Raw genomic sequence first — 22,342 nt, forward strand, 5'->3', positions numbered from 1 at the left:
GCGGTGATGGACGAGACGGAGTTCTGGGAGATCGTCGACCGTACCCGCGAGGCCGCCGAAGGCGACCCCGAGGAGCACGCCGAGCTGCTCGTGGAGCGGCTGGCGCAGCTCGACCCCGACTCCGTCCTGGACTTCGCCCGGCACTTCGAGTCCCGGTACAACCGGGCGTACACCTGGGACCTGTGGGGCGCGGCCTGGGTGCTGCTCGACGGCGCGAGCGACGACGCGTTCGACTACTTCCGCTGCTGGCTGATCGGCCAGGGGCGGGAGGTGTTCGAGGGCGGGGTGCACGACCCGGACCATCTGGCGGAGCTGCTGGGCGACTTCGACGAGGAGATCGACGGGGACGGCGAGGAGCTGGGGTACGCGGCCGACGAGGCGTACGAGCAGCTGACCGGGGTGGTGGCGCCGGATCTGGGCGTGCCGCTGCAACCGGCAGAGCCGGAGGGCACCCCGCTGGACTTCGAGAACGAAGCCGTGCTCGCGGAGCGCTTCCCCCGGCTCTGGGACCGCTTCAGAAGCTGACGGCGCTGCTCAGTAGTGCGTGCCGCCGTCGATGCGGATCTCCGTACCGGTGATGAAGGCGCCGTCCTCGGACGCCAGCATGGCGACGACGCCGGCCACGGTCTGCGGGCCGGCGAAGCCCTGGCCGATGGCCGGGGCGAGCTTGGCGAAGAGGGACCAGTCGGTGTCCTCGGGCAGGCCGGGGCCGGTCCCGGTGGTCATGCCGCTCTCGATGGAGCCGGGCGCGACGGAGACGAAGCGCAGGCCCTGCTTGCTGTACTCGGCGGCCAGCGCGTGGGTCATGGACTGGATGCCGCCCTTGCTGGCCGCGTAGGCGGACATGTAGGGGTGCGCGAAGGACGCCGAGGTGGAGCTGAAGTTCACGACGACCGGCCGGTCGCCCGCCAGCAGCGCCGGGAGCGACTCCCGGATCATCAGGAAGGTGCCGGTCAGGTTGACCGCGATGATCTTGTTCCAGAAGTCGAGCGTGGTCTGGTGGGTGTGGGCGGAGCGCAGGATGCCGGCCGCGTTGACCAGTACGTCGATCCCGCCGAGCGTGCCGACGGCGGCGGCCACGCCCTCCTTGACGGCGCTCTCGTCGGATATGTCCAGGACGCCGGTGGTGAGGCGGTCCGCGACTCCGGCAGCGGCGGCCTGGCCGGCGGTCTCACCCAGGCCGGTTTCACTGACGTCCACCGTGTGGACGCGGCCGCCCTCGGCGAGGATGCGGTGGACGGTGGCGCGGCCGATGCCGGAGCCGCCGCCGGTGATGAGGACGCGACGTCCTTCGAAACGGTTCATGGGGGTGAGCGTACCGAAGCGATGACACGCTTTGCCAGAGTGGCAATCACTGCAATATGTCGTGGTACCGGGAGGTAGGCTTCACCCCGTGAGATCCCCTCGCCCGTACTCCCCCCAGGCCGACCCCGGAGCCCAGTCGCTGACCGAGCGCCGCAAGGCCGCCACCCAGCTCGACATCGCCCGCGCGGCCTGCGAACTGTTCGCCGCGCACGGCCCCGACGGCACGACCGCCGAGGACATCGCCCACCGGGCGGGGGTGGCGCTGCGCACGTTCTACCGCTACTTCCGCAACAAGCAGGAGGCGGTGGCCCCGCTGCTGGCGGGCGGCGGCGACGCCTGGCGCGCGCTGCTCGCCGAGGAGGATCCCGGCACCCCCCTCGCCGAGGCCCTGGAGCGCGCCGTCAGGCGGTCACTGAGCGACTCCCAGACGGTCGAGGAGGGCCTGGAGGTAACCCGCGGCCTGCTGCGCGCGGCGGCGACCGACGAGGCCCTGCGGGCGGTCTGGTACCGGGTGAACCAGGACTCCGAGGAGCGCCTGGTCCCGGTGGTCGCCCGGCTGGCCGGCGCCGAGGCGGACCCTCTGGGCGTCCGCCTGCTCGCCGCGGCGGCGACGGACGCGATCCGGATCTCGCTGGAGCTGTGGTCGACGACGGACGACCCGGTGTCGGGCCCCGGCTCCCCGGCCCAACTCGCGGTCCGCTGCCTGCACGACCTCACCGGCGCGATGCCCCTGCTGCGCTGATCGTCAGCGCGGCAGGGGCATCTGGTCCGCCCGGTGGCCCTCTGTGTCCTCACAGGCGTCAGCGGCCGCCGCCCCAGCCTCCGCCACCGTCGCCGCCACCGCCATTGCCCCAGTCACCGCTGCCGCCACCGCCGTTGCCCCAGTCACCGTTGCCGCCGCCGTCACCGCCACGGCCGTTGCCCCAGTCACCGTTGCCGCCGGAGTCGTTCCAGTTCCAGTTGCCGCCGTCACCGCCGCTGCCGGAATCGTTCCAGTTCCAGTTGCCGCCGTCACCGCCACGGCCCGAGTCGTTCCAGTTCCAGTTGCCGCCGTCACCGCCACGGCCCGAGTCGTTCCAGTTCGAGTCGTTCCAGTAGCCCCAGTCGTAGCGGTTGTTACGGCCGTCGCCGCCGACTCCGCCGTCGTCCCAGCACCAGCTGGGGCGGTCGCGCCAGTCGCGGTTGCAGCACTCGTCCCAGCGCCAGTCGCTCCAGCGCCCGTCCGAGCACCTCCACGTACCGCCACCGGTGGAAGTGGCCGAGGCGGTGCCGACCGGCATCAGACCGATGGCGACTCCTGCGGCGCCCGCCATGGCAGCCGCGATGATCCTACGGCGCATGTTCACGCACCTCCGAACACGTTTCGCTTATTCGGCCTTTAGGACATTTCAACCCTCACTCGGGCTCGTCGCGCTGTCAAAGCAGAAAGGCCCCCCGCCGCGCTCCGAGGAGTGCGGTGGGGGGCCTTTCACCAGGCATTTTTACAGCGTTTTTACAGGTCGAAGTAGAGCTCGAACTCGTGCGGGTGCGGACGCTGCGCGATCGGGGCGATCTCGTGCGTGCGCTTGTAGTCGATCCAGGTCTCGATCAGGTCGGGGGTGAAGACACCGCCGGCCAGGAGGTACTCGTGGTCCGCCTCCAGCGCCTTGAGGACGTCCTCGAGGCTGGTCGGGACCTGCGGGACGCTCGCGTGCTCGTCGGGCGAGAGCTCGTAGAGGTCCTTGTCGATCGGCTCCATCGGCTCGATCTTGTTCTTGATGCCGTCGAGGCCCGCGAGCAGCAGCGCCGAGAAGGCGAGGTACGGGTTGGACGACGGGTCCGGGGCGCGGAACTCGACGCGCTTGGCCTTCGGGTTCGAGCCCGTGATCGGGATGCGCATGGCGGCGGAGCGGTTGCGCTGCGAGTACACCATGTTGACCGGCGCCTCGAAGCCCGGCACCAGGCGGTGGTACGAGTTCACCGTCGGGTTGGTGAACGCCAGCAGCGACGGGGCGTGCTTGAGGATGCCGCCGATGTAGTAGCGGGCGGTGTCCGACAGGCCCGCGTAGCCGGCCTCGTCGTAGAACAGCGGGTCGCCGTTGGCCCACAGCGACTGGTGCACGTGCATGCCCGAGCCGTTGTCACCGAAGATCGGCTTCGGCATGAAGGTCGCGGTCTTGCCGTTGCGCCAGGCGACGTTCTTCACGACGTACTTGAAGAGCATCAGGTCGTCGGCCGCGGCGAGCAGCGTGTTGAACTTGTAGTTGATCTCGGCCTGGCCACCGGTGCCGACCTCGTGGTGCTGGCGCTCGACCTGGAGGCCCTGGGCGTCCAGTTCGAGGGAGATCTCGGCGCGCAGGTCGGCGAAGTGGTCGACCGGGGCTACGGGGAAGTAACCACCCTTGTAGCGGACCTTGTAGCCGCGGTTGTTCTCCTCGGAACCGGTGTTCCAGGCGCCGGCCTCGGAGTCGATGTGGTAGAAGCCCTCGTTCGCGGAGGTCGCGAAGCGCACGCTGTCGAACACGTAGAACTCGGCCTCGGGGCCGAAGAACGCGGTGTCGGCGATGCCGGTGGAGGCGAGGTACGCCTCGGCCTTCTTCGCGATGTTGCGCGGGTCGCGGCTGTAGGCCTCACCCGTGATCGGGTCGTGGATGAAGAAGTTGATGTTCAGCGTCTTGTCACGGCGGAACGGGTCCAGGCGGGCCGTGGTGATGTCGGCACGCAGAGCCATGTCGGACTCGTGGATGGCCTGGAAGCCGCGGATCGAGGAGCCGTCGAAGGCGAGCTCCTCCGCCGGGTCGAACGCCCGCGCCGGGATGGTGAAGTGCTGCATCACACCAGGCAGGTCGCAGAAGCGGACGTCGACGAACTTGACGTCGTTCTCCTCGATGTACTGCTTCACTTCGTCGGCGTTCTGGAACATCCAACTCCTCCTACTCCCGGCCCCGGGGGAGGGACGGGTTGCATAGCTCGTGGTGCGTCAGTGCGGTGCCGCACGCTGACCCGACCATAAGCAGACGGGATTTCTCAAGCATGACCCATTTGTTTCGCACACGTTAACCAGGGTCCCGTCCGAAGGCCGTGAGGCAGCACCGGTACCGTGGTCGGGTGGACAACAGGCAAGCATTCGGATCCTGGCTCTCCGGCCCCCGCGCGGCCGCGGAGGAGATGGGCGTCGACTTCGGCCATCCGGGCCAACGGCTCGGCCTGCCTCAGCAGGGGCCCGGGTCCGTGGCCCGGTTCGGCCGCCGGCTCGCGGGTGTCGCCCTCGACTGGACCGGCTGCCTGCTGATCGCCTACGGGCTGGTCACGGGCGGCGACATGGCCGCCGCGCGCAGCTGGACGCTGTGGCTCTTCCTGGCTCTGAGCATCCTCACGGTCGGCACCGTGGGCTTCACCCCCGGCAAGCGGATCGTGGGGATCCGAGTGATCTCGGAGGACGGCGGCCGCCTCGGCGCCGTCCGGGTGATCGTGCGCACGCTGCTGCTGGCCCTGGTCATCCCCGCGCTGATCTGGGACCGTGACGGCCGCGGCCTGCACGACCGGCTCGCGCGCGCCGTCCAGGTGCGCATCTGAGGCCTGCGGCAGGCAGGCAGGACGGGCAGGACGGCACACACGACGACACGGACACAGGGGCGCCCCCCGAGCCGCGCGGCTCGGGGGGCGCCCCTGTGTCGTATACGAAAATCAGGTCAGCGGGTCAGCGCATCTTCCCGCCGCGCGGCATCTTCATGCCCTTCGGCATCGGGCCCTTCGGCAGCGGCATGTTGCTCATGAGGTCACCCATGGCCCGCAGCTTGTCGTTGACCTGGGTGATCTGCGGTCCGGCCAGCACGCGCGGCAGCTTGAGCAGGGTGGTGCGCACCTTCTTGAGCGGCACCTCGCCCTCGCCCGTACCCACGATGAAGGTGTGCACCGGCACGTCCGGCATGATCCGGGCCAGCTTCTTCTTCTCGTTCGCGAGCAGCGGCTTCACGCGGTTCGGGTTGCCCTCGGCGATCAGCACGACGCCGGCCTTGCCGACGGCCCGGTGGACGATGTCCTGCTGCCGGGTCATCGCGACCGCCGGGGTGGTCGTCCAGCCCCGGCCCACGTTGTCCAGTACGGCCGCGGCCGCGCCCGGCTGTCCCTCCATCTGCCCGAAGGCAGCCCGCTCGGCTCGTCGCCCGAAGACGATCGCCATCGCGAGGAACGCCACCAGGAAGCCCAGAATGCCCAGGTAGACCGGGTGGTCGATCAGGAAGCCGATCGCAAGAAAGACACCGAAGGTGACGATTCCCACGCCCGCGACGATCAGACCGACCTTCGGGTCGGCCTTGCGCGTCATCTTGTACGTCAGGGCGATCTGCTTCAGTCGCCCGGGGTTCGCAGCAGTCTCTGCGTTTGACTTCCTCGCCATACAGCGAAGTTTACGTGGCCTGCGGGGTCCGGGTCGCCGCGGCCTCAAGTACGTGTTCGGTTTCGACCCGGTCCTTGGCCCGGCGGCGGTCCTCCAGCACCGCCGTCCAGGCGTTGCGCCGGGCGCCGCTCATGAGCAGCGACTCGATGCCCCGGAAGGCGTCGGAGAGCGTCGGGATGGCGATGGCGCGTACGGGCGCGGCCTGCATGATGTCGATCCCTTTCACGGAACTCACGTCGGCAGTGCGATTGCGGTGCGTGGATTCAGCGTCACTGTTCGGTGTTACCAGGGCGTGACCGGTCGGTCAAATGTGATTGACACGTTGCAAAGACTGACGCGGCCCGCCGGGCTCTTCCTCGAAAGAGCCTAGGGGCCGCGCCTGTGCGGTATTACTGCCTAGTAATGTTTTGTGTGCGAGTTCACACGCTTGCCACGCGGGTTCACGCTCCGGCGTGGCTGCGCTCCTCGGTTCCCGGTCGAGCTCCACCTCGCCACCGCTCCGGCCGCGTGCCCGCCCTCGTGCCTCGGGCAGACCCGCAACCTACGCTCCGGCTCGGCTGCGCTTCTCCATCGCCTGCGCGTAAAGACGACCCGCCCGGTACGACGACCGGACCAGCGGACCGGACATGACGCCGGAGTAGCCGATCTCCTCGGCCTCCTTCGCCAGCTCGACGAACTCGGCCGGCTTCACCCAGCGCTCGACGGGGTGGTGCCGCGGCGAGGGCCGCAGGTACTGGGTAATGGTGATGAGCTCGCAGCCGGCCTCGTGCAGGTCCTTCAGGGCCTGCGAGACCTCCTCGCGCTCCTCGCCCATGCCGAGGATCAGGTTCGACTTGGTGACCAGGCCGTAGGCGCGCGCCTTGGTGATCACTTCGAGGGAGCGCTCGTAGCGGAAGCCGGGGCGGATCCGCTTGAAGATCCGCGGCACCGTCTCGACGTTGTGCGCGAAGACCTCGGGGCGGGAGGCGAAGACCTCCTCCAGCAGCTCCGGGACCGCGTTGAAATCGGGGGCCAGCAGCTCGACCTTGGTGTGGCCGGCCTCGCGGCCCGCCGTCTGCTGGTGGATCTGGCGCACGGTCTCCGCGTACAGCCAGGCGCCGCCGTCGGCCAGGTCGTCGCGCGCGACGCCCGTGATGGTGGCGTAGTTCAGGTCCATCGTGACCACGGACTCGCCGACGCGCCGCGGCTCGTCGCGGTCCAGCGCCTCGGGCTTGCCCGTGTCGATCTGGCAGAAGTCACAGCGCCGGGTGCACTGGTCACCACCGATGAGGAAGGTGGCCTCGCGGTCCTCCCAGCATTCGTAGATGTTCGGACAGCCGGCTTCCTGGCACACCGTGTGCAGTCCTTCGCCCTTCACCAGGGCCTGCATCTTGGTGTACTCGGGACCCATCTTCGCCCGGGTCTTGATCCACTCGGGCTTGCGCTCGATGGGGGTCTGGCTGTTACGGACCTCCAGGCGCAGCATCTTGCGTCCGTCGGGTGCGACTGCGGACACGACCGGCTCCCTGTGACTTCGATTCTTCGGCGCCCACCAGGGTACGCCCGTAAATTCGTACGCTCTTACGTCCGCCAACCTGGGGGGCGCCGGACCCATTCCCCGGCCGTCAGCCGGCGGCCGTCTCGATCTCCCGGGGCCGCAGCTCCGCGTGCTCCAGTACGTCCTTCAGGTGGCGCTCGATGACCGGAACCACCTCGGCGATGGTGATCTCCCGGCCCAGTTCGTACGAGAGCGAGGTCACACCGGCGTCCCGGATGCCGCAGGGGACGATCCGGTCGAACCAGGTGTTGTCAGGGTTCACGTTGATCGCGAAGCCGTGCATCGTGACGCCCTTGGCGACCCGGATGCCGATGGCGGCGAGCTTGCGGTCCTCGCGGCGCTGGCCGGCGTTGGACGGGGCGTACTCGGGGCCGTTGAGCCGCGCGTCGAACTCCTCGTCGTGCAGCCGGGGGTCGAATTCGAGCGAGAGGCCGCCGAGCTTGGGGCGCTCCTCGACGGGGTCGCCCAGGACCCAGACGCCGGAACGGCCCTCGACGCGGGTGGTCTCCAGGCCGAACTCGGCGGCGGTGCGGATCAGCGCGTCCTCCAAGCGGCGGACGTGGGCGACCACGTCCACCGGGCGGGGCAGCTTCATGATCGGGTAGCCGACCAGCTGGCCGGGGCCGTGCCAGGTGATCTTGCCGCCGCGGTCCACGTCGACGACGGGCGTGCCGTCGAGCGGGCGCTCGCTGGGGGCGGTGCGCCGGCCGGCGGTGTAGACCGGCAGGTGCTCCACCAGCAGGCAGGTGTCCTCGATCTCGTCCGCGAAGCGGGCGGCGTGCACCCGGCGCTGCTCTTCCCAGGCCTGGGTGTACTCGACGGATTCCGGCCCGAAGCCCAGATGGACAAACCCAAGCTCAGCCACCGCAGCGCCTCCTCGTTGAACCTGCTGTGTGCACGTATCGCACTCAGCAAGAGTACGGCGGCCCCTCCGGAGGCCCGGGCGCGGGCTCGTGCGGGGGTTCGGGCGCGGGCTGCGGGACGGGCTCCGGTGCGGGTTCCTGCAGGGGCCACGGCAGCTGCTTCGGACGGCGCCTGCCCTTCGGCCGGTCCGGATCCTCATCGGCCCGCGGCAGCCGCCGGTGCCCCTCGGAGTGGTCGTTGACCCAGCCGCACACCCCGCAGGCGTACCGGCCGTCGAGACCCGCGATGTACGTGCCGCAACGCCTGCACTCCGCCTCCGTCAACTCGGGCGGGGGAAGCGGAGCGGTGGATTCGGGACGCTCGTCGGGAAGGCGCGCCCGGTGGGTCCGGCGGGTCATGGGCCGCAGCCTATGCGGGCGGAGGGGTTCGGTCCGTAAAGGGCCCCATCCATTCTGCACACGATCGGATGAATGTAGGGCAGAGAGGGCGGCCCGGGCGGAGTTCGCCGCTACATTCACGCCGTTCACAGGGCCGGGACTCCGGTCCGTCACGTCAGGAGACCGTGGAGCCGATGACGGAACGACCTGCCCAGCGCGTCCCCAACAGGCAGCTCGCGACACTGATCGCGGAAGCCGGGTTCTCCAACGCCGGGCTCGCCCGCCGCGTCGACCAGCTAGGCCTGGAGCACGGTCTCGATCTGCGCTACGACAAGACCTCCGTGACCCGGTGGCTGCGCGGCCAGCAGCCGCGCGGAACCACCCCCGCGCTCATCGCCGAGGTCTTCACCAGACGCCTCGGCCGACGGCTCTCCGCGCAGGACCTGGGCCTGGACGCGTGCGCTCCCGTGTACGCGGGACTGGAGTTCGCGGCCACCCCGGAGGAGGCCGTCGACATCGCGAGCGGGCTGTGGCGCAAGGACTCGGGCTCCCACGCCGAGCTCCGGAAGATCGCCTTCACCCCGGCCGGGCTCGTCGTGCCCAGCCGGGACTGGCTGATCGGGCGGGCCGACGAACGGGTGGGGCGGGGCGCGGAGCCGTCCGTGGTCCGGGTCCCCGTGCAGGGTCGGGCCGCGGTGCCCCGGCAGCGGCAGATCGACCGCGCGCCCGGGCAGCGGGTGACGGGCGGGGACATCGCGGCACTGCGCTCGGTGAGCGAGCTGTTCCGCACCCTGGACCACGCCTACGGCGGCGGGCACGCCCGGCAGGCGCTCGTGCGCTACCTGGAGCACGAGGCCGAGCCGATGCTCCGCGGGACCTACGGGGAGACCACCGGGCGGCGGCTGTTCTCGGCCGCCGCCGATCTGACCCGGCTCGCGGGCTGGACCTCGTACGACATCGCCGCGCACGGGCTCGCCCAGCGGTACTTCGTGCAGGCACTGCGCCTGGCGCAGGCGGCCGGGGACCGCCCGTACGGCTCGTACGTGCTGGTCACCATGAGCCGGCAGGCGGTCTACCTGGGCCACGGCCGGGAGGCGGTGCAGCTGGCCCGCGTCGCCCAGCAGGGCGTCGGCTCCGGCCCGCCGCCGGTGGTGCAGGCGCTGCTGCACTCGGCGGAGGCGCGCGGGCACGCGGTGCTCGGCGAGGTACGGGCGGCGACGGCCTCGCTGGTGCGCGCCGAGCGGGCGATCGGCGCGGCCCGGCCCGGGGACGACGTGCCGCACTGGGCGCGGTACTTCGACGAGGCGCAGCTGGCCGACGAGTTCGGGCACTGCCACCGGGACCTGCAGCAGTACCGGGCTTCGGCGCAGCACGCGGAGCGCTCGCTGCAGTTGCGGGCGCCGGGGTTCGCGCGGTCCCGGCTGTTCTGCCGGGTGGTGCTGGCCACGGCGCGGCTGGGGCTGGGTGAGCTGGACCAGGCGTGCGCACTGGGCGCCGAGGCGGCGCAGCAGGCGATGGAGATGCGGTCGGTGCGCGCGGTGGAGTACGTACGGGACTTCGAGCGCCGGCTGGAGCCGTACCGCGACGCCTCGGCCGTGCGGAGCTACCGCGACCGGGTCGCGGCCTTGTCGTGAACCCGGGGCCCGGCTCCCCCGTGCGATGCCGGGCCCCTCATCGCGCCAGGAGGGGTGTGGCTGCCTCAGGCCGCCACCGGGAGTACGGGCTCCGGCGCCGCCGGGAGCGGGATGCCGAAGTCGCGCAGGACGGCGGTGGTGGCGCGGCGGGCCGAGTGGAGGGCGCCCTGGACGGTGTTCGTGTCGCGGTGGTCCCCGCACACGTACAGCCCGGCCAGGACGCGCACCGGGCGGCGCACGTCGTACGGCGGGGGCATGGCGGGGACGGCCTCCGGGGTGTGGTGGACGGCCAGCAGCTCCCAGTCCCGGGTGCTGGTGTCGTAGAGCCGGGCGAGGCGCGAGGCGACCGTACGCGTGGGCGGCGGCGGGCCGAGCACGGTGGTGGTGACCAGGCTCCGGCCGGCCGGGGCCCGCGTCGGGTCGACCGCGCTCATCACGGTGGTGTGCGAGACGGGCCACTTGGGGTCGCCGTCCAGCAGCAGCGACCCGTCCCAGGGCAGGGGCGCGGCGGTGGCGTGGTGCAGGACGGTGACCTCGTGGAAGCCGGGCACCCGCAGGCCGGGCAGGAGTTCGGCGGCGGCCCGGGCCCCGGTGGCCAGAAGCACGGAGCGGCAGCCGAAGTCGCCGTGCTCCTCGGTGGTGACGAGGTTGGTCGCCACCGACCGGACCCGGACCCCGGTGCGGACGGTGCCGGGCGGCAGGGCGCCGGCGAGCAGGTCGGGCAGGGCCGCCGCCCCTCCCTCGGGCACGGCGAGGCGGCCGCGGGCGAAGCCGCGCAGGGCGAGGTCGGCGACGCGGCTGGAGGTGGTGAGTTCCGGGTCGCGGAGCAGGGTGGAGAGCAGCGGCCGGAGCACGCCGGTCACGGTGCGCGGCGGCAGGCCGCGGGTGCGCAATGCTGCGAGCGCGGTGCGTTCGGGCCGGGCGAGCAGGCGTTCCTCGGGCAGGGCGGCCAGCCGCCCGAGGGCGGCGCTGAGGCGCGCCTGGTCGAGGGAGCCGCTGGCGAGGGCGCGGGCGGGGGTGAGGGCTCCGGCCCGGAGCTGTTTGCCGTCGGTGTGGACCAGGACCCCGGGCGCGAAGGACCTCAGCGTGAGGTCCTGGAGGCCGGGGGTGCGTTCGAGCTCCGTGTACGAGGTGTTGAGCAACTGGCCGATCCGGTCCAGCCGGAACCCGTCGGCCGAAACGGTGGCCATCCGGCCGCCGGGGTCGCCCGCGGCCTCCAGGACGGTGACCGTGACCCCCGCTGCGATCAGGTGGTGCGCGGCCGCGAGTCCTGAGACTCCGGCTCCTACGATGACGACGTCCGCATTGAGCACGTGCCCCTCCCCGAGGTCGGCGCGGCTGTGTGGGAGTCCTTCTTCCCCCAACGGGCACCAGGGGAACCCGAGTTCGACCGGGTATTACGGTCGGATCCGGTCGCACGGCGGTCGCATCCGGGTCACGAACGGTCGCACGGCGGTCGTACGGCGGTCGCACGCCCCTACATGGCGGCGCGGATGGCCTGCTCGATGCCGGGGTCGCGGAAGACGAAGCCGGACTCCAGCAGCCGGGCGGGCACGGCCCGCTGACTGCCGGTCACGTCCTCGGCGAACTCCCCGAGCACGACGCGCAGGGCCACCGCCGGTACGGGCAGCAGCGCGGGCCGGTGCAGCACCCGGGCCATGGCGGCCGTGACCTGGCGGTTGGTCAGCGGCTCGGGGGCCGTGAGGTTGACGGGGCCTTCGAGGGAGGGGGTGTCGATGATGTGGCGCAGGGCCGCGATCTCGTCCCGGAGGGAGATGTACGACCAGTACTGGCGGCCGTTGCCGAGCCGGCCGCCGATGCCGGCGCGGAACACCGGGAACAGCCGGCCCCAGGCTCCGCCCTCGCGGGCGACGACGAGGCCGGTACGGGCGAAGGCGGTCCGGATCCCGGCGGCCCGGGCGGGCTGCGCGGCCGCCTCCCACTCCACGCAGACCGAGGGCAGGAAGCCGTGCCCGGCGGGGGCGTCCTCGTCGACGGTGCGGTCGCCGGTGTCCCCGTAATAGCCGACGGCCGAACCGCTGACGAACACGGCGGGCGGCTCCTCGAGGGCGGCGAGGGCGTTCGCGATCGTGGCGGTGCCCAGTACCCGGCTGTCGCGGATCTCCCTCTTGTACGCGGAGGTCCACCGGTGCTCCCCGACCCCGGCCCCGGCCAGATGCACGACGGCCCCGCAGCCGGCCAGCCCGCCGGGGTCGACGTGGCCGCGGGCGGGATCCCACCGCGCCTCGTCCGCGGACGTGGGCTCCCGTCGCACGAACCGGACCACCTCGTGCCCGTCTTCCCGGAGGGACCGCACGAGGGCGCTACCGATGAGCCCGGTCGAACCGGTGACTGCGATGCGCATGCCCCCATCCTGGCGGATCCGCCCCCGCCCCGGCACGGAGCCCGGGCGCGGGCGGGGTCAGGTCGCCGTGCCGAGCCAGGTGCCCACCGCGTAGGTGACGGACATGGCCAGGGCGCCCCCGGCGACGTTGCGCAGGACCGCGCGGAGCGTGGGGGCGCCGCCCAGGCGGGCACTGATCACACCGCACAGGGTGAGCGCGGCGAGGACGGCCGCCACCGTGACCGGAACCCGGGCCGACGGCCCGGGAAGCAGGATCGCCAGCAGCGGCAGCAGCGCGCCCACCGTGAACGCGACGAGACTGGCGAAGGCCGCGTGCCACGGGTTGGCCAGCTCGTCGGGGTTGATGCCGAGCTCCACCCGGGCATGGGCCCGCAGCGCGTCCCGTTCCGTCAGCTGCTCGGCGGCCTCCCGGGCCAGCTGCCGGCTGAGCCCGCGGGCGACCAGCAGGTCGGTGAGTTCGTCGAGCTCCGCCTCCGGTTCCTCGGCCAGCTCCCGCCGTTCCAAGTCCAGCGCGGCCCGTTCGGAGTCCCGCTGCGAGCTGACGGAGACGTACTCCCCCGCCGCCATGGACAGCGATCCCGACAGCAGTCCGGCGACGCCCGCCGCCAGGATCGCCGCGCGTGAGGTGGTGGCCCCGGCCATGCCGACCACCAGGCCGGCGGTGGAGATGATCCCGTCGTTGGCGCCGAGCACCCCCGCCCGCAGCCAGTTCAGCCGTGTGCTGATCTCCGCGCTCTGCGAGCCGCCGCCACCGCTGCCGTGGGCCTCGATGTGCGCCCGTGTCGGGGAATCGTCTTCCGTCACGCCACCACTGTCGCGGCAGGGGACCGGCAGGGCCACCCGGCCACCGGTCCGGGTGCGCGGGCCCGCCCCCCGTACCAGGGTGGAGGTGTGAGAGGCGGACGCGAGGAACCGGGCAGGCTGCACGGGGAGCCGCCGCCGCGCTGGGCCCGGATCGCGCCCGCGGCGGCCCTGGTGGGGCTGGTCCTCGCGCAGATGCTCACCCCGGGCGACGTCGAGCTCGGGTTCTTCCTGGCCGGTCTGCCACCGGTGGCCGCCTTCGCGTACGGGCCGGGCGGGACCGCGTTCTTCGCCGCGCTCGTCCTCGTACTGCTGGGATCGCCCTCCCTCGGTGTCGGCCACGCGCGGGGGACGGACCTGGCCACGGTGGCCGTCATCGGGCTGCTGAGCGTGGTGATCGCCTGGGTCCGGCAGCGCCGGGACACGCAGCTGGTCAGCGTGCGGACGGTGGCGGAGGCGGCTCAGCTGGCGGTCCTCCCGCCGCTGCCGGAACAGGTGGGTCCGGTGCGCTGCTCCGGCCTCTACCGGGCGGCGCAGCACGGCACCCTGGTCGGCGGCGACCTGTACGACGTACGGGCGGGACCGCACGGGGTGCGGGCGCTGGTCGCCGACGTGCAGGGGCACGGCCTGGCGGCGGTCGCCACGGTGGCGGCGCTGCTCGGGGCCTTCCGCGAGGGGGTGCTCGACGACGCCGGGCTGGCGGCGGTCGCGGCCCGGCTGGACCGGCGGTTGGTCGCGGACTCGGCGGCCGCCTCCGACGAGCACCCCGAGCTGTTCGCGACGGCGCTGCTGCTGGAGTTCCCGCCCGGGCTGGACTTCGTACGGCTCGTCTCGTGCGGGCATCCGCCCGCGCTGCGGCTGCGCGGGCCGGCGGTCGACGAGGTGGCCGTGGAGCCGGGGCCGCCGCTGGGCCTGGGGCTCGCGGGTCTGACCCTGCCGCCGGTTGCCGAGCTGGCGGTGCGGCCAGGGGACCGGTTCCTGCTGCACACCGACGGGGTGACGGAGGCCCGGGACGTGTCGGGGCAGTTCTATCCGCTGTCCGCGCGGCTGCCCGTGATGGCGAGGGAGCCGGCGGGCCTGGTGGGGGCGGTGTGGCGGGACCTCGCGGCCTTCACGGACGGCGGCCCGCGTGACGACGTGGCCCTGCTGCTGCTGACACTTCCCGGCCCGGCGGGCGCGGAATGACCTCGACGGGCGCCGAGATGTGTACTGTGCGTAACCAGTGAACACCCACAGTGACGCCAGGATGGGAGCCGCCATGGCCATGCTGCTGATCAGAGGAAAGTTCAAGGTGGAGGGGGGCGCCAAGCCGGACGGCGACACCCTCCCGTTCATCCCGGACAACGTGGCCGACTGGAAGCTCGTGCCCGGGAGCGAGAAGATCGTGCCCAAGGCCGACGGCCGCGTGAGCATCCGGCTCGAAGGAATCGACGCGCTGGAGACCCACTACGGCGAGAAGAAGCCGCACATCGAGCACCAGCCGCGGGGCCTCGCCCACGAGGCCGCGGACCAGCTGCTGAAGTTCCTCGGGTTCGAGACCGTCCTGCGCGACGAGGACGAGACCGTCGCCACCACGCCGGACACCGTGAACGGCTGGATCCTCACCCGAGGGGCCGACGACTACGGCCGCTGCGTGGCCTTCGTCGGCAAGGGCACCCCGCCCGTGTACAGCGGCTACTGGACCGGGGTCGACGACGACCTGCTGGAGAGGACCGCCAACCACCGCCTGCTCCTGCTCGGCCTGGCCTACCCGACCTTCTACTCGGGCCTGCCCGATTACCTGCGCGAACTCCTCACCGACGCCTCGGAGAAGGCGAGGGCGTCGTCGAAGGGCGTGTGGAAGGCCGACAAGACCCTCACCGGGGTGACGGTCCACGGAATGGCCTCGCTCACGGACGACGACACCGGCGCGGTGATCCTGCCGAAGCTGTTCCGCCGCCTGAAGGACTACCTGGACTTCAAGGCTCCCGACGCGTCACTGGACTGCTTCCGCGCCTATCTGGCAGGGGCCGCGGACGACGAGTACCGCCTCCTGCCCGACTCCGGGAAGCTCCTGCGCGGTATGCACCACATCGTCGAGGTCACCGACGACAACACCGTGAGGATGACCCACCCTTCCCGGGACATCGTCTTCAAGGAGAAGTGAGCGGGAGCCCGCCGGGACCGTGGCCCCGGCGGGTCGACGCCCGCCCCGCTCGGCGGGGTCAGCCGGCGCTGACGATGAACGCGCGCACCATCTTGCAGGTGACATTGGACGGCCGGTGGATCCCCGTCCGGACGGCCATCGTCCGGATCTTCCGGTTGGTGGCGCGCCGGGCGTCATAAGTCCCCGAGTCGAGCAGGGATATCGCCAGCCGCATCGCCTTCAGCCGACGGTTGTGGCTCTCGTACCACTCGCGGGGCAGCCCCGCCGGCAGCGGCTTCTTCTTGACGTGCGCAATGGTGGTGGCAGTGGCCATCTACAGCCTCCCAAACGGTAGTTGGCTTCCTGTCGTTCTCCCTCGATTTTACCGGCGACCACTGACAAAAGCCCTGGCCGGGCAGGCTCTGGATAGGCTGGGCACCATGGAGATCTGGATCAACCCCGCCTGTTCCAAGTGCCGCAGCGCGCTGACCCTGCTGGACGCGGAGGGCGCCGACTACACGGTGCGCCGCTACCTGGAGGACGTGCCCTCCGAGGACGAGATCCGCGAGGTGCTCGGCCGCCTCGGGCTGGAGCCGTGGGACATCACGCGCACCTCGGACCCGCTGGCCAAGGAGACGGGGGTACCGGACCTGCCGCGCGAGGAGACCGACGCCGCCCGGGGCCGCTGGATCGCGCACCTGGCCGCGCACCCGAAGCTGATCCAGCGCCCGATCATCACCGCCGAGGACGGCACGGCCGTGGTCGCCCGCTCCGAGGAGGCCGTCCGCGAGGCGATGTCCCGCACCGCCTAGACGCGGCGGGCGATGACCTCCATGCACGCGCGGTAGCGCTCGCTGACCGCGTAGTGCAGGGGCTCGAAACCGTGCTCGGCCAACAGCTCGTAGAGGCGCGGGCGGCTGAAGTTGTGGAAGTGCTCCAGCTCCCCCCAGTAGGGGTTGGCGTCGGCCGCGTCCAGCAGCCGCCACACCGCGCAGTCGTAGTTGGGCATCGACGCGAAGATCACGCCGTCCTCCCGCAGCAAGCGGTGCGCGGCGACCAGGCCCTCGCCGGGGTACGGCATGTGCTCCAGCACGTCGGCCAGGCTGATCACGGAGTACCGGCCGGGCGCGTCGAGCGACGTGAGGTCGGCGCAGTGCGCCTCGATGCCGAGCCGGCGCAGCCCCTCGGCGGTCGAGGGCCGCAGATCGAGGCCTTGGGGCTCGAAGCCCCACTCCTGCGCCGTGAACAGCAGCGATCCGTTGCCGAAACCGACGTCGAGCCAGCAGCCGTCCGCGACGTAGCGCGCGACGCGCTCCACGATGCGGGCCGAGATGTAGCGGTTCTGCTCGAACCCCGCGCCCGGCTGCTGGTTCGGGTTGGTCGAGGAGAAGATCTCCGCCGAGACCTCGTCCGTGAAGTAGCCGTCGGTGAAGACGTGTCCGCAGGGGGCGCAGCGCATCCAGACGATGGCCGGCCCGACCACCGGCTTGTAGAGCGGATGGCCCGAGCAGTCGCCGGTCCTGAGCGCGGAGATCTCGGCGGCGGAGCAGAGCGGACAGGCGTCGTACAGCAGACGCGGCTGGCTCGTGACGGGTGGGGCAGCGATGGCTGGACTGGAGGACATGTCAGGAAAATAAGGGCCGTTTCGGTCGTCACGGTGGCGGCGCGCTGGGCACACCTAGGCGTCGAACAGGCGGGCGATCTCCGGGGCCGCGGTCAGCGGCAGAGCGTGGTGCGAGATCCCCGGCAGTACCTCGACACGCGCGCCCGGCAGCGCGTCGCGCGCGGCCCGGGCCGCGCGGGCGGCATCGTGGCAGCGGGTGCGGCCCGCGAACAGGATGCGGACCGGCAGCTCCCGAAGCCCGGTCAGGTCCGGGCGCGGCCCGGTCACCGGCCGGACGGCGGGAAAGGCGGCCGTCTCGTCCTGGAGCCGGAGCCAGGCCGGGTCGAGCGGGGCCCCGCCGGTCTCCCAGGCGAGGAAGGAGCGGATCCGCTCCGGGGTGGGCCGGACCAGCACGGGGAGCGCGCGCAGCACGTAGCCGGGGCGGAGCCCGGCGAAGACCTGGGTCGGGTCGAGCAGGACGAGGCGGTCGAGCCGGGCGGAGGTCCGCCCGGCGTCGGCGACCGCGTAATGGGCGGCGATCCAGGCCCCGTACGAGTGCCCGCCGAGGGTGACGGGACCCCGGCCGCCCCGGTCGCCGAGCCCGTCGAGGACCGCGTCGAGCCAGCCGACGAGGTCCCCGGTGGCCCGCAGCGCCCGCTCGGGCGCCGGGACACTGAGCCCCGGGTCCCCGACCAGGTCCACGGCGTGCACCCGGTGGGTACGCGCGAGCCCGGCCGCCGCGCAGGCTCCCCACACCGTGGAAGTGGCCCCGCCGCCCGGCAGCAGGACCAGCGGCGGGGCTCCGGCCGGACCGCAGCTGTTGACGCGGGTGGCCCCGTACGGGGTGGGCAGCACGGCGGCCTCGACCGGTTCGGGCCACAGGCCGAGCACCTCGTCGTAGGCGGTGCGGAAGGAAGCGGTGGGGACGGAAGCGGTGCGGGAGGAAGACGTCCGGAACATGGCTGGCTCCAATGCCTCGCTGGGCGATAATCTCGCTCAGCGAGAGACTCTAGGCCGGAGGCGCCGTGGACGACAACCGGGAACCCGACGATCTGCACCTGGTGCACCTGCTGCGGGCGGTGACCGTCGAATTCGGCCTGCGCCAGACGGAGTTCGCCGCCCGCAACGGCATGCACCCCACCGACGTACGGGCCCTGATCTGCCTGCTGGACGCGGCCCGCGCGGACGAGCCGGCCACGGCGGGCCTCCTCGGCGGCCGGCTCGGCCTCAACTCGGCAGGCACCACCGCCGTGATCGACCGGCTGGAACGGCTGGGCCACGTGGCCCGGGTCCGCGACGACCGCGACCGCCGCCGGATCCTGCTGCGCGTGGAGCCGGAGGCGATCCGCCTGGGCCGGGAGTTCTTCGGCCCGTTCATCGACGGGCTGCTCCAGGTCCTGGACTCCTTCGGCCCCGGCGAACGGGACACCGTCCACCGCTTCCTGACCGCCGCCCACACCGTCTTCGCGCCGGAGCCGCCCGCGTGACTCCCCGGCCACTCACCCCGCCCTCACCCGTGACCTCGTAGGGTGACCAGAGCAAATAGGTACGTACCGCACCAAAGGACCCCGGCGTGAACGAGCAGCAGCAGCCGCAGGCAAGCCCCGGCGGGCAGCCGTTCCCTCCGCCACGACGGGGTGCCGACTGGATGTTCGGCGGGGTGTACGGGACGGTGCTGGCCAGCGGACTGCTGGCCGCACTCGACCAGAAGGGCGGGGACTTCAGCCCGTACTACGACGCCAGCTGGGTGCTGGTCACGGCGGCCACGGCCGGGCTCGCGCACGGCTACTCGCACCACATGACCACGCACCAGCGGGGCTCCGTCGGCCACCGGTGGCGGGTGCTGGCCCGCGCGCTGTGGCACGAGTGGCCGATCGTCGCGGCCACTCTCCCCACCGTGCTGCTGCTGGTCCTCGCGGGGCTCACGAAATGGGACTCCTACGGCGTGACCGCCGTGGGCCTCGGCCTGAACACCGCCCTGCTGTTCGGCTGGGGCGTGTTCGTGGCGAGCCGGGTCGGCTACCGGATGTCCTCCGCGCTGCTCATCGGCGTGGCCGACGCCACCATCGGCCTGGCCATCATCGTCGCCAACGCCGTGATCAAGTAGGGAGCTGCGCCTCCGCCTCCACCAGGATCTCCGTGAGCCGGGCCCCGAACTCCGCTCCGCACGGATCCGGCGTGCCCGTCCGGGCCGCGGTGAGCAGGGCGTCGAGGGCGCGCCCGTAGGCGCCGGGGACGTCGCTCCAGCCGGGCAGCGTGTGTACGCCCTCGGTTCCGCGCAGCTCCAGCCCCACCCCGGCGGCCGCGCGCGGCGCGCCCAGGCTGAGCACGGCGGAGCTGGCCGCGCCGGAGGCGTGGCGCAGGGCCAGCTGGACCACGTCGGAGGGGCCGCGGGTGGCACTGACGGCGGTGACCTCGCCGAGGATCGGGATCAGTACGGACAGCGCGTGCGGGCCGACGTCCCACAGCCCGCCCTTGGCCTTGCGCCAGGGCGAGGCGGCGTACGCGCTGGGCGTGCCGTCGGGCGGGAAGACGGCGCCGAGCCAGTGGGCGGCCGCGGTGAACCAGCCCGGACGGGCGGCCTGTTCCGCGACCCAGCCCGCGGTGGGCTCGGCGAAGCGGAGGGTGAGGAAGACGACGGAGGCGACCCCGTGCCGCGCGGCGGCGTCGGCGACGGCCCGGGCCTCCCGGGCCGTCGTCGCGACGGGCTTGTCGAGCAGCAGGTGGCAGCCGGCGGCGGCCGCGCGCACGGCGAGCGGGGCCTGGACGTCCGGCGGCAGGGCGAAGGCCACGGCGTCACAGTCGGCGAACAGCGCGTCGGGGTCTTCGTACACCTTCACGCCGTACGTGTCGGCCAGTTCGGCCGCGGCTTCGGGCCGGCGGCCCCACACTCCGGCGAACTCCGAGCCGGTGTGCGCGGCGAGCGCGGGGGCATGGGTGCGGTGGGCCCATGGACCGGTGCCCAGCAGCCCGATCCGGGGCGGCGGGCCTGCGGGGGAAGGGGTCACATCAGACAAAATGCTCACCCGACCAGTCTGCCCCACTCGGACGGGTGTTCCGTCGCCGACCCGCGCCCCGCCCGCACAACCCACCCGACCTGCGGTGCAAACGTCGGTAACACGGGGTTCACACACGGGCAACGGAAGGGAAATCGCGGGCGGGCACGCTGCGGTCATCACCGCAGCGATGAAGCAGCGACCAGCAGCACCCGCAGAGTCTGAGGATGGGGCCCGTGAGCTACAAGGCTGAGTACATCTGGATCGACGGCACCGAGCCGACGGCGAAGCTTCGCTCCAAGACGAAGGTCCTGGCCGACGGCGACGCGCTGCCGATCTGGGGCTTCGACGGATCGAGCACGAACCAGGCCGAGGGCCACGCCTCCGACCGCGTCCTGCAGCCGGTCTTCTCCTGCCCGGACCCGATCCGCGGCGGGGACAACCTCCTCGTCCTGTGCGAGGTCCTGAACATCGACATGACCCCGCACGAGTCGAACACCCGCGCCCTGCTGCGCCCGGTCGCCGAGAAGTTCGCGGGCCAGGAGCCGATCTTCGGCATCGAGCAGGAGTACACCTTCTTCGACGGCATCCGCCCGCTCGGCTTCCCGGTGGGCGGCTTCCCGGCCGCGCAGGGCGGCTACTACTGCGGCGTCGGCTCGGACGAGATCTTCGGCCGTGACATCGTCGAGAAGCACCTGGACCACTGCCTCGCGGCGGGCCTGAGCATCTCCGGCATCAACGCCGAGGTCATGCCCGGCCAGTGGGAGTTCCAGGTCGGCCCCGTCGGCCCGCTGGAGGTCTCCGACCAGCTGTGGATCGCGCGCTGGCTGCTCTACCGCACCGCCGAGGACTTCAACGTCTCCGCGACGCTGAACCCGAAGCCGGTGAAGGGCGACTGGAACGGCGCGGGCGCGCACACCAACTTCTCCACGAAGGCGATGCGCGAGGACTACCGCGCGATCATCTCCGCGTGCGAGGCGCTGGGCGAGGGCAGCAAGCCGCTGGACCACGTGAAGAACTACGGCGCCGGCATCGACGAGCGTCTGACGGGCCTGCACGAGACCGCCCCGTGGAACGAGTTCAGCTACGGCGTCTCGGACCGCGGCGCCTCGGTGCGCATCCCGTGGCAGGTGGAGAAGGACGGCAAGGGCTACATCGAGGACCGCCGCCCGAACGCGAACGTGGACCCGTACGTGGTGACCCGCCTCATCACGGACACCTGCTGCGCCGGCCTGGAGAAGGACGGCCTGGTCTGAGGACCGGCAGCGCCCCGCTCGCTCCACCCGAACAGCCCGACAACGCCCGCCGCGCCGCCCAGGCCCGGCGGGCGTTGCCCGTTGGCGCGCGCCACGGCGGGCAGTTGCCGTTTTGTCCTGGCTTGCCAGGGGTGCCGTGCCGGAATATGAGATGTGGATCCACAACCTGAGACAGAGCCTGCCCCGGGACGCGTCCGTCTGCTTGAATGGGCCCATGGCCAGCCATTCGCACACCTCGTCAGGTCGCAGCGACCTCGAGCCGTTCTGGCCGTCCCGTCAGGACCATGATTTCGACCGGGTGTGTTGCCGCGCGAAGAACGCGCCGGCCCTCTAAAGCCTCCGGGATCTCCCATCTGACCTTCCCCAGGCCTTCGGTCTGCGCGGTGCGACATCGATGACGTAGGTACGTCTCCCTGCCGACCACTCCGCGTGAAAGAGCTGACCACTCATGGCGAACACCCGATCCATCACTTCCGCCGCCTCCGCCGCGACCGCTTCCCTGACCTATCCGCCCAGTCCACGCCACCGCCTGCGCTCCGTGGACCGGGACGAGGTGTCCCGAGTGGTGGACCTGCTCCCGCCCGGCGCCACCTGGCTGCCCGCCCCCCAGCACACGCTCCCGACGGTGCCCGGACAGCCGCCGATGGTCGGCTACCTGCTCCTGGTGCCGGCCGACCAGCAGTCGCCCGTCGCCTTCGCCCCCCATGCCGTCGCCGCCCCGGCGGCGGCGTACGCCCCCGAGCCCGCGGCCGCCACGGGCGACGCCCTGGTCCGCATCGACGCGGCGCAGCGCACCGCCGAGGTCGACGGACACGTACTCGATCTGACCTACCTGGAGTTCGAGCTGCTGGCCCACCTGGTGAAGCACCCGCACCGGGTGCACAGCCGGGACCAGCTGGTCACCACGGTCTGGGGCTACGGCCACGTCGGCGACGGCCGGACCGTGGACGTCCACATCGCCCGTCTGCGCCGCAAGCTGGGCGCGGCCCACCGCGGCGCGATCCAGACGGTGCGCCGGGTGGGCTACAAGTACGCGCCCTGACGGGCCGCCGACCGTACACGACGGGCCCGCACTCCCGAGGGAGTGCGGGCCCGTCGGCT

Annotated in this window: 26 protein-coding genes; 11 read left to right on the forward strand and 15 right to left on the reverse strand. The window is 72.1% G+C overall.

From position 1 onward, the window contains the following. Positions 1-3 precede the first annotated feature (3 nt). A complete protein-coding gene (locus tag OG737_RS07335; RefSeq protein WP_328925320.1) occupies positions 4-525 on the forward strand; it encodes a DUF4240 domain-containing protein in 522 nt (173 codons plus the stop codon). A 9-nt stretch (positions 526-534) separates the two neighbouring features. Here the strand turns inward: OG737_RS07335 and OG737_RS07340 are convergent, their stop codons facing one another. Beyond that, positions 535-1,305 carry an SDR family oxidoreductase gene (locus OG737_RS07340; protein WP_328925321.1) on the reverse strand — a complete coding sequence of 257 codons (771 nt, stop codon included), beginning with the start codon at positions 1,303-1,305 and terminating at the stop codon, positions 535-537. 88 nt (positions 1,306-1,393) lie between these two features. On the opposite strand from OG737_RS07340, the gene OG737_RS07345 reads away from it, so the two are divergent. Next, entirely contained in the window at positions 1,394-2,047 is a 654-nt protein-coding gene (locus OG737_RS07345; RefSeq protein WP_405921315.1) for a TetR family transcriptional regulator, read from the forward strand. 58 nt (positions 2,048-2,105) lie between these two features. On the opposite strand, the gene OG737_RS07350 is transcribed toward OG737_RS07345, so the two are convergent. Beyond that, entirely contained in the window at positions 2,106-2,645 is a 540-nt protein-coding gene (locus OG737_RS07350; protein WP_405921316.1) for a hypothetical protein, read from the reverse strand. Between the two features lie 152 nt (positions 2,646-2,797). Continuing rightward, positions 2,798-4,207, reverse strand: a complete 1,410-nt coding sequence (gene glnA / locus OG737_RS07355; RefSeq protein WP_328925324.1) for a type I glutamate--ammonia ligase — start codon at positions 4,205-4,207, stop codon at positions 2,798-2,800. Between the two features lie 185 nt (positions 4,208-4,392). On the opposite strand from glnA, the gene OG737_RS07360 reads away from it, so the two are divergent. Beyond that, entirely contained in the window at positions 4,393-4,860 is a 468-nt protein-coding gene (locus OG737_RS07360) for an RDD family protein (protein ID WP_328925325.1), read from the forward strand. 124 nt (positions 4,861-4,984) lie between these two features. On the opposite strand, the gene OG737_RS07365 is transcribed toward OG737_RS07360, so the two are convergent. The 5 genes from OG737_RS07365 to OG737_RS07385 form a co-directional block, all read right to left on the reverse strand. Next, positions 4,985-5,683 carry a DUF4191 domain-containing protein gene (locus OG737_RS07365; RefSeq protein WP_328925326.1) on the reverse strand — a complete coding sequence of 233 codons (699 nt, stop codon included), beginning with the start codon at positions 5,681-5,683 and terminating at the stop codon, positions 4,985-4,987. A gap of 10 nt (positions 5,684-5,693) precedes the next feature. Continuing rightward, positions 5,694-5,891, reverse strand: coding sequence for a hypothetical protein (locus OG737_RS07370; RefSeq protein ID WP_069923792.1), 198 nt, complete (start codon positions 5,889-5,891; stop codon positions 5,694-5,696). A 333-nt stretch (positions 5,892-6,224) separates the two neighbouring features. Further along, positions 6,225-7,178, reverse strand: a complete 954-nt coding sequence (lipA, locus tag OG737_RS07375; RefSeq protein ID WP_328925327.1) for a lipoyl synthase — start codon at positions 7,176-7,178, stop codon at positions 6,225-6,227. Between the two features lie 109 nt (positions 7,179-7,287). After that, a complete protein-coding gene (lipB, locus tag OG737_RS07380) occupies positions 7,288-8,085 on the reverse strand; it encodes a lipoyl(octanoyl) transferase LipB (RefSeq protein WP_328925328.1) in 798 nt (265 codons plus the stop codon). Between the two features lie 43 nt (positions 8,086-8,128). Then, entirely contained in the window at positions 8,129-8,482 is a 354-nt protein-coding gene (locus tag OG737_RS07385) for a hypothetical protein (RefSeq protein ID WP_328925329.1), read from the reverse strand. A 173-nt stretch (positions 8,483-8,655) separates the two neighbouring features. On the opposite strand from OG737_RS07385, the gene OG737_RS07390 reads away from it, so the two are divergent. Continuing rightward, a complete protein-coding gene (locus tag OG737_RS07390; RefSeq protein ID WP_328925330.1) occupies positions 8,656-10,095 on the forward strand; it encodes a regulator in 1,440 nt (479 codons plus the stop codon). A gap of 65 nt (positions 10,096-10,160) precedes the next feature. Here the strand turns inward: OG737_RS07390 and OG737_RS07395 are convergent, their stop codons facing one another. The 3 genes from OG737_RS07395 to OG737_RS07405 form a co-directional block, all read right to left on the reverse strand. Next, on the reverse strand, positions 10,161-11,408 hold the full coding sequence (locus OG737_RS07395) for an NAD(P)/FAD-dependent oxidoreductase (protein ID WP_328925331.1): 1,248 nt from the start codon (positions 11,406-11,408) through the stop codon (positions 10,161-10,163). Positions 11,409-11,572: 164 nt separating this feature from the next. Then, on the reverse strand, positions 11,573-12,460 hold the full coding sequence (locus OG737_RS07400) for a TIGR01777 family oxidoreductase (protein WP_405680031.1): 888 nt from the start codon (positions 12,458-12,460) through the stop codon (positions 11,573-11,575). Between the two features lie 57 nt (positions 12,461-12,517). After that, complete coding sequence (locus OG737_RS07405; protein ID WP_405921317.1) at positions 12,518-13,264, reverse strand: VIT family protein; 747 nt, start codon at positions 13,262-13,264, stop codon at positions 12,518-12,520. Positions 13,265-13,351: 87 nt separating this feature from the next. Between OG737_RS07405 and OG737_RS07410 the strand changes: the two genes are divergently transcribed. Together OG737_RS07410 and OG737_RS07415 are read left to right on the forward strand one after the other, a co-directional pair. Next, positions 13,352-14,446 carry a PP2C family protein-serine/threonine phosphatase gene (locus OG737_RS07410; protein ID WP_328925333.1) on the forward strand — a complete coding sequence of 365 codons (1,095 nt, stop codon included), beginning with the start codon at positions 13,352-13,354 and terminating at the stop codon, positions 14,444-14,446. A 37-nt stretch (positions 14,447-14,483) separates the two neighbouring features. Next, positions 14,484-15,407, forward strand: coding sequence for a thermonuclease family protein (locus tag OG737_RS07415; protein WP_405680029.1), 924 nt, complete (start codon positions 14,484-14,486; stop codon positions 15,405-15,407). Between the two features lie 58 nt (positions 15,408-15,465). Here OG737_RS07415 and OG737_RS07420 read toward each other — a convergent pair whose 3' ends face one another. After that, positions 15,466-15,720, reverse strand: coding sequence for a hypothetical protein (locus OG737_RS07420; protein ID WP_328925335.1), 255 nt, complete (start codon positions 15,718-15,720; stop codon positions 15,466-15,468). A gap of 106 nt (positions 15,721-15,826) precedes the next feature. Here OG737_RS07420 and OG737_RS07425 point away from each other — a divergent pair, with 106 nt between their 5' ends. Then, on the forward strand, positions 15,827-16,198 hold the full coding sequence (locus OG737_RS07425; protein ID WP_328925336.1) for an ArsC/Spx/MgsR family protein: 372 nt from the start codon (positions 15,827-15,829) through the stop codon (positions 16,196-16,198). Here the strand turns inward: OG737_RS07425 and OG737_RS07430 are convergent. Further along, positions 16,195-17,010, reverse strand: a complete 816-nt coding sequence (locus OG737_RS07430; RefSeq protein WP_328925337.1) for a class I SAM-dependent methyltransferase — start codon at positions 17,008-17,010, stop codon at positions 16,195-16,197. The genes OG737_RS07425 and OG737_RS07430 overlap by 4 nt on opposite strands. Before the next feature lie 54 nt (positions 17,011-17,064). Then, positions 17,065-17,949, reverse strand: a complete 885-nt coding sequence (locus OG737_RS07435; RefSeq protein WP_328925338.1) for an alpha/beta hydrolase — start codon at positions 17,947-17,949, stop codon at positions 17,065-17,067. A gap of 65 nt (positions 17,950-18,014) precedes the next feature. On the opposite strand from OG737_RS07435, the gene OG737_RS07440 reads away from it, so the two are divergent. Beyond that, positions 18,015-18,476, forward strand: coding sequence for a MarR family transcriptional regulator (locus OG737_RS07440; protein WP_328925339.1), 462 nt, complete (start codon positions 18,015-18,017; stop codon positions 18,474-18,476). 86 nt (positions 18,477-18,562) lie between these two features. Beyond that, a complete protein-coding gene (locus OG737_RS07445) occupies positions 18,563-19,096 on the forward strand; it encodes a hypothetical protein (protein ID WP_328925340.1) in 534 nt (177 codons plus the stop codon). On the opposite strand, the gene OG737_RS07450 is transcribed toward OG737_RS07445, so the two are convergent. Next, the gene (locus OG737_RS07450; protein WP_405681429.1) at positions 19,089-20,009 is read right to left on the reverse strand and encodes a Gfo/Idh/MocA family protein; all 921 of its coding nucleotides are present in this window, start codon (positions 20,007-20,009) and stop codon (positions 19,089-19,091) included. The genes OG737_RS07445 and OG737_RS07450 overlap by 8 nt on opposite strands. 212 nt (positions 20,010-20,221) lie before the next feature. Here OG737_RS07450 and glnII point away from each other — a divergent pair, with 212 nt between their 5' ends. After that, on the forward strand, positions 20,222-21,241 hold the full coding sequence (gene glnII / locus OG737_RS07455) for a glutamine synthetase (RefSeq protein WP_328925341.1): 1,020 nt from the start codon (positions 20,222-20,224) through the stop codon (positions 21,239-21,241). 448 nt (positions 21,242-21,689) lie between these two features. Next, entirely contained in the window at positions 21,690-22,283 is a 594-nt protein-coding gene (locus OG737_RS07460; protein ID WP_405680027.1) for a winged helix-turn-helix domain-containing protein, read from the forward strand. Positions 22,284-22,342: the final 59 nt, after the last annotated feature.

It is taken from the genome of Streptomyces sp. NBC_00122, assembly GCF_045160845.1.
Taxonomy (GTDB): Bacteria; Actinomycetota; Actinomycetes; order Streptomycetales; family Streptomycetaceae; genus Streptomyces.

Coding starts and splice junctions, on each gene's coding strand:
- OG737_RS07340 (WP_328925321.1), bottom strand. CDS start 1,305: ATGAACCGTTTCGAAGGACGTCGCGTCCTCATCACCGGCGGCGGCTCC.
- OG737_RS07350 (WP_405921316.1), bottom strand. CDS start 2,645: ATGCGCCGTAGGATCATCGCGGCTGCCATGGCGGGCGCCGCAGGAGTC.
- glnA (WP_328925324.1), bottom strand. CDS start 4,207: ATGTTCCAGAACGCCGACGAAGTGAAGCAGTACATCGAGGAGAACGAC.
- OG737_RS07365 (WP_328925326.1), bottom strand. CDS start 5,683: ATGGCGAGGAAGTCAAACGCAGAGACTGCTGCGAACCCCGGGCGACTG.
- OG737_RS07370 (WP_069923792.1), bottom strand. CDS start 5,891: ATGCAGGCCGCGCCCGTACGCGCCATCGCCATCCCGACGCTCTCCGAC.
- OG737_RS07385 (WP_328925329.1), bottom strand. CDS start 8,482: ATGACCCGCCGGACCCACCGGGCGCGCCTTCCCGACGAGCGTCCCGAA.
- OG737_RS07390 (WP_328925330.1), top strand. CDS start 8,656: ATGACGGAACGACCTGCCCAGCGCGTCCCCAACAGGCAGCTCGCGACA.
- OG737_RS07400 (WP_405680031.1), bottom strand. CDS start 12,460: ATGCGCATCGCAGTCACCGGTTCGACCGGGCTCATCGGTAGCGCCCTC.
- OG737_RS07420 (WP_328925335.1), bottom strand. CDS start 15,720: ATGGCCACTGCCACCACCATTGCGCACGTCAAGAAGAAGCCGCTGCCG.
- OG737_RS07425 (WP_328925336.1), top strand. CDS start 15,827: ATGGAGATCTGGATCAACCCCGCCTGTTCCAAGTGCCGCAGCGCGCTG.
- OG737_RS07430 (WP_328925337.1), bottom strand. CDS start 17,010: ATGTCCTCCAGTCCAGCCATCGCTGCCCCACCCGTCACGAGCCAGCCG.
- OG737_RS07435 (WP_328925338.1), bottom strand. CDS start 17,949: ATGTTCCGGACGTCTTCCTCCCGCACCGCTTCCGTCCCCACCGCTTCC.
- OG737_RS07460 (WP_405680027.1), top strand. CDS start 21,690: ATGGCGAACACCCGATCCATCACTTCCGCCGCCTCCGCCGCGACCGCT.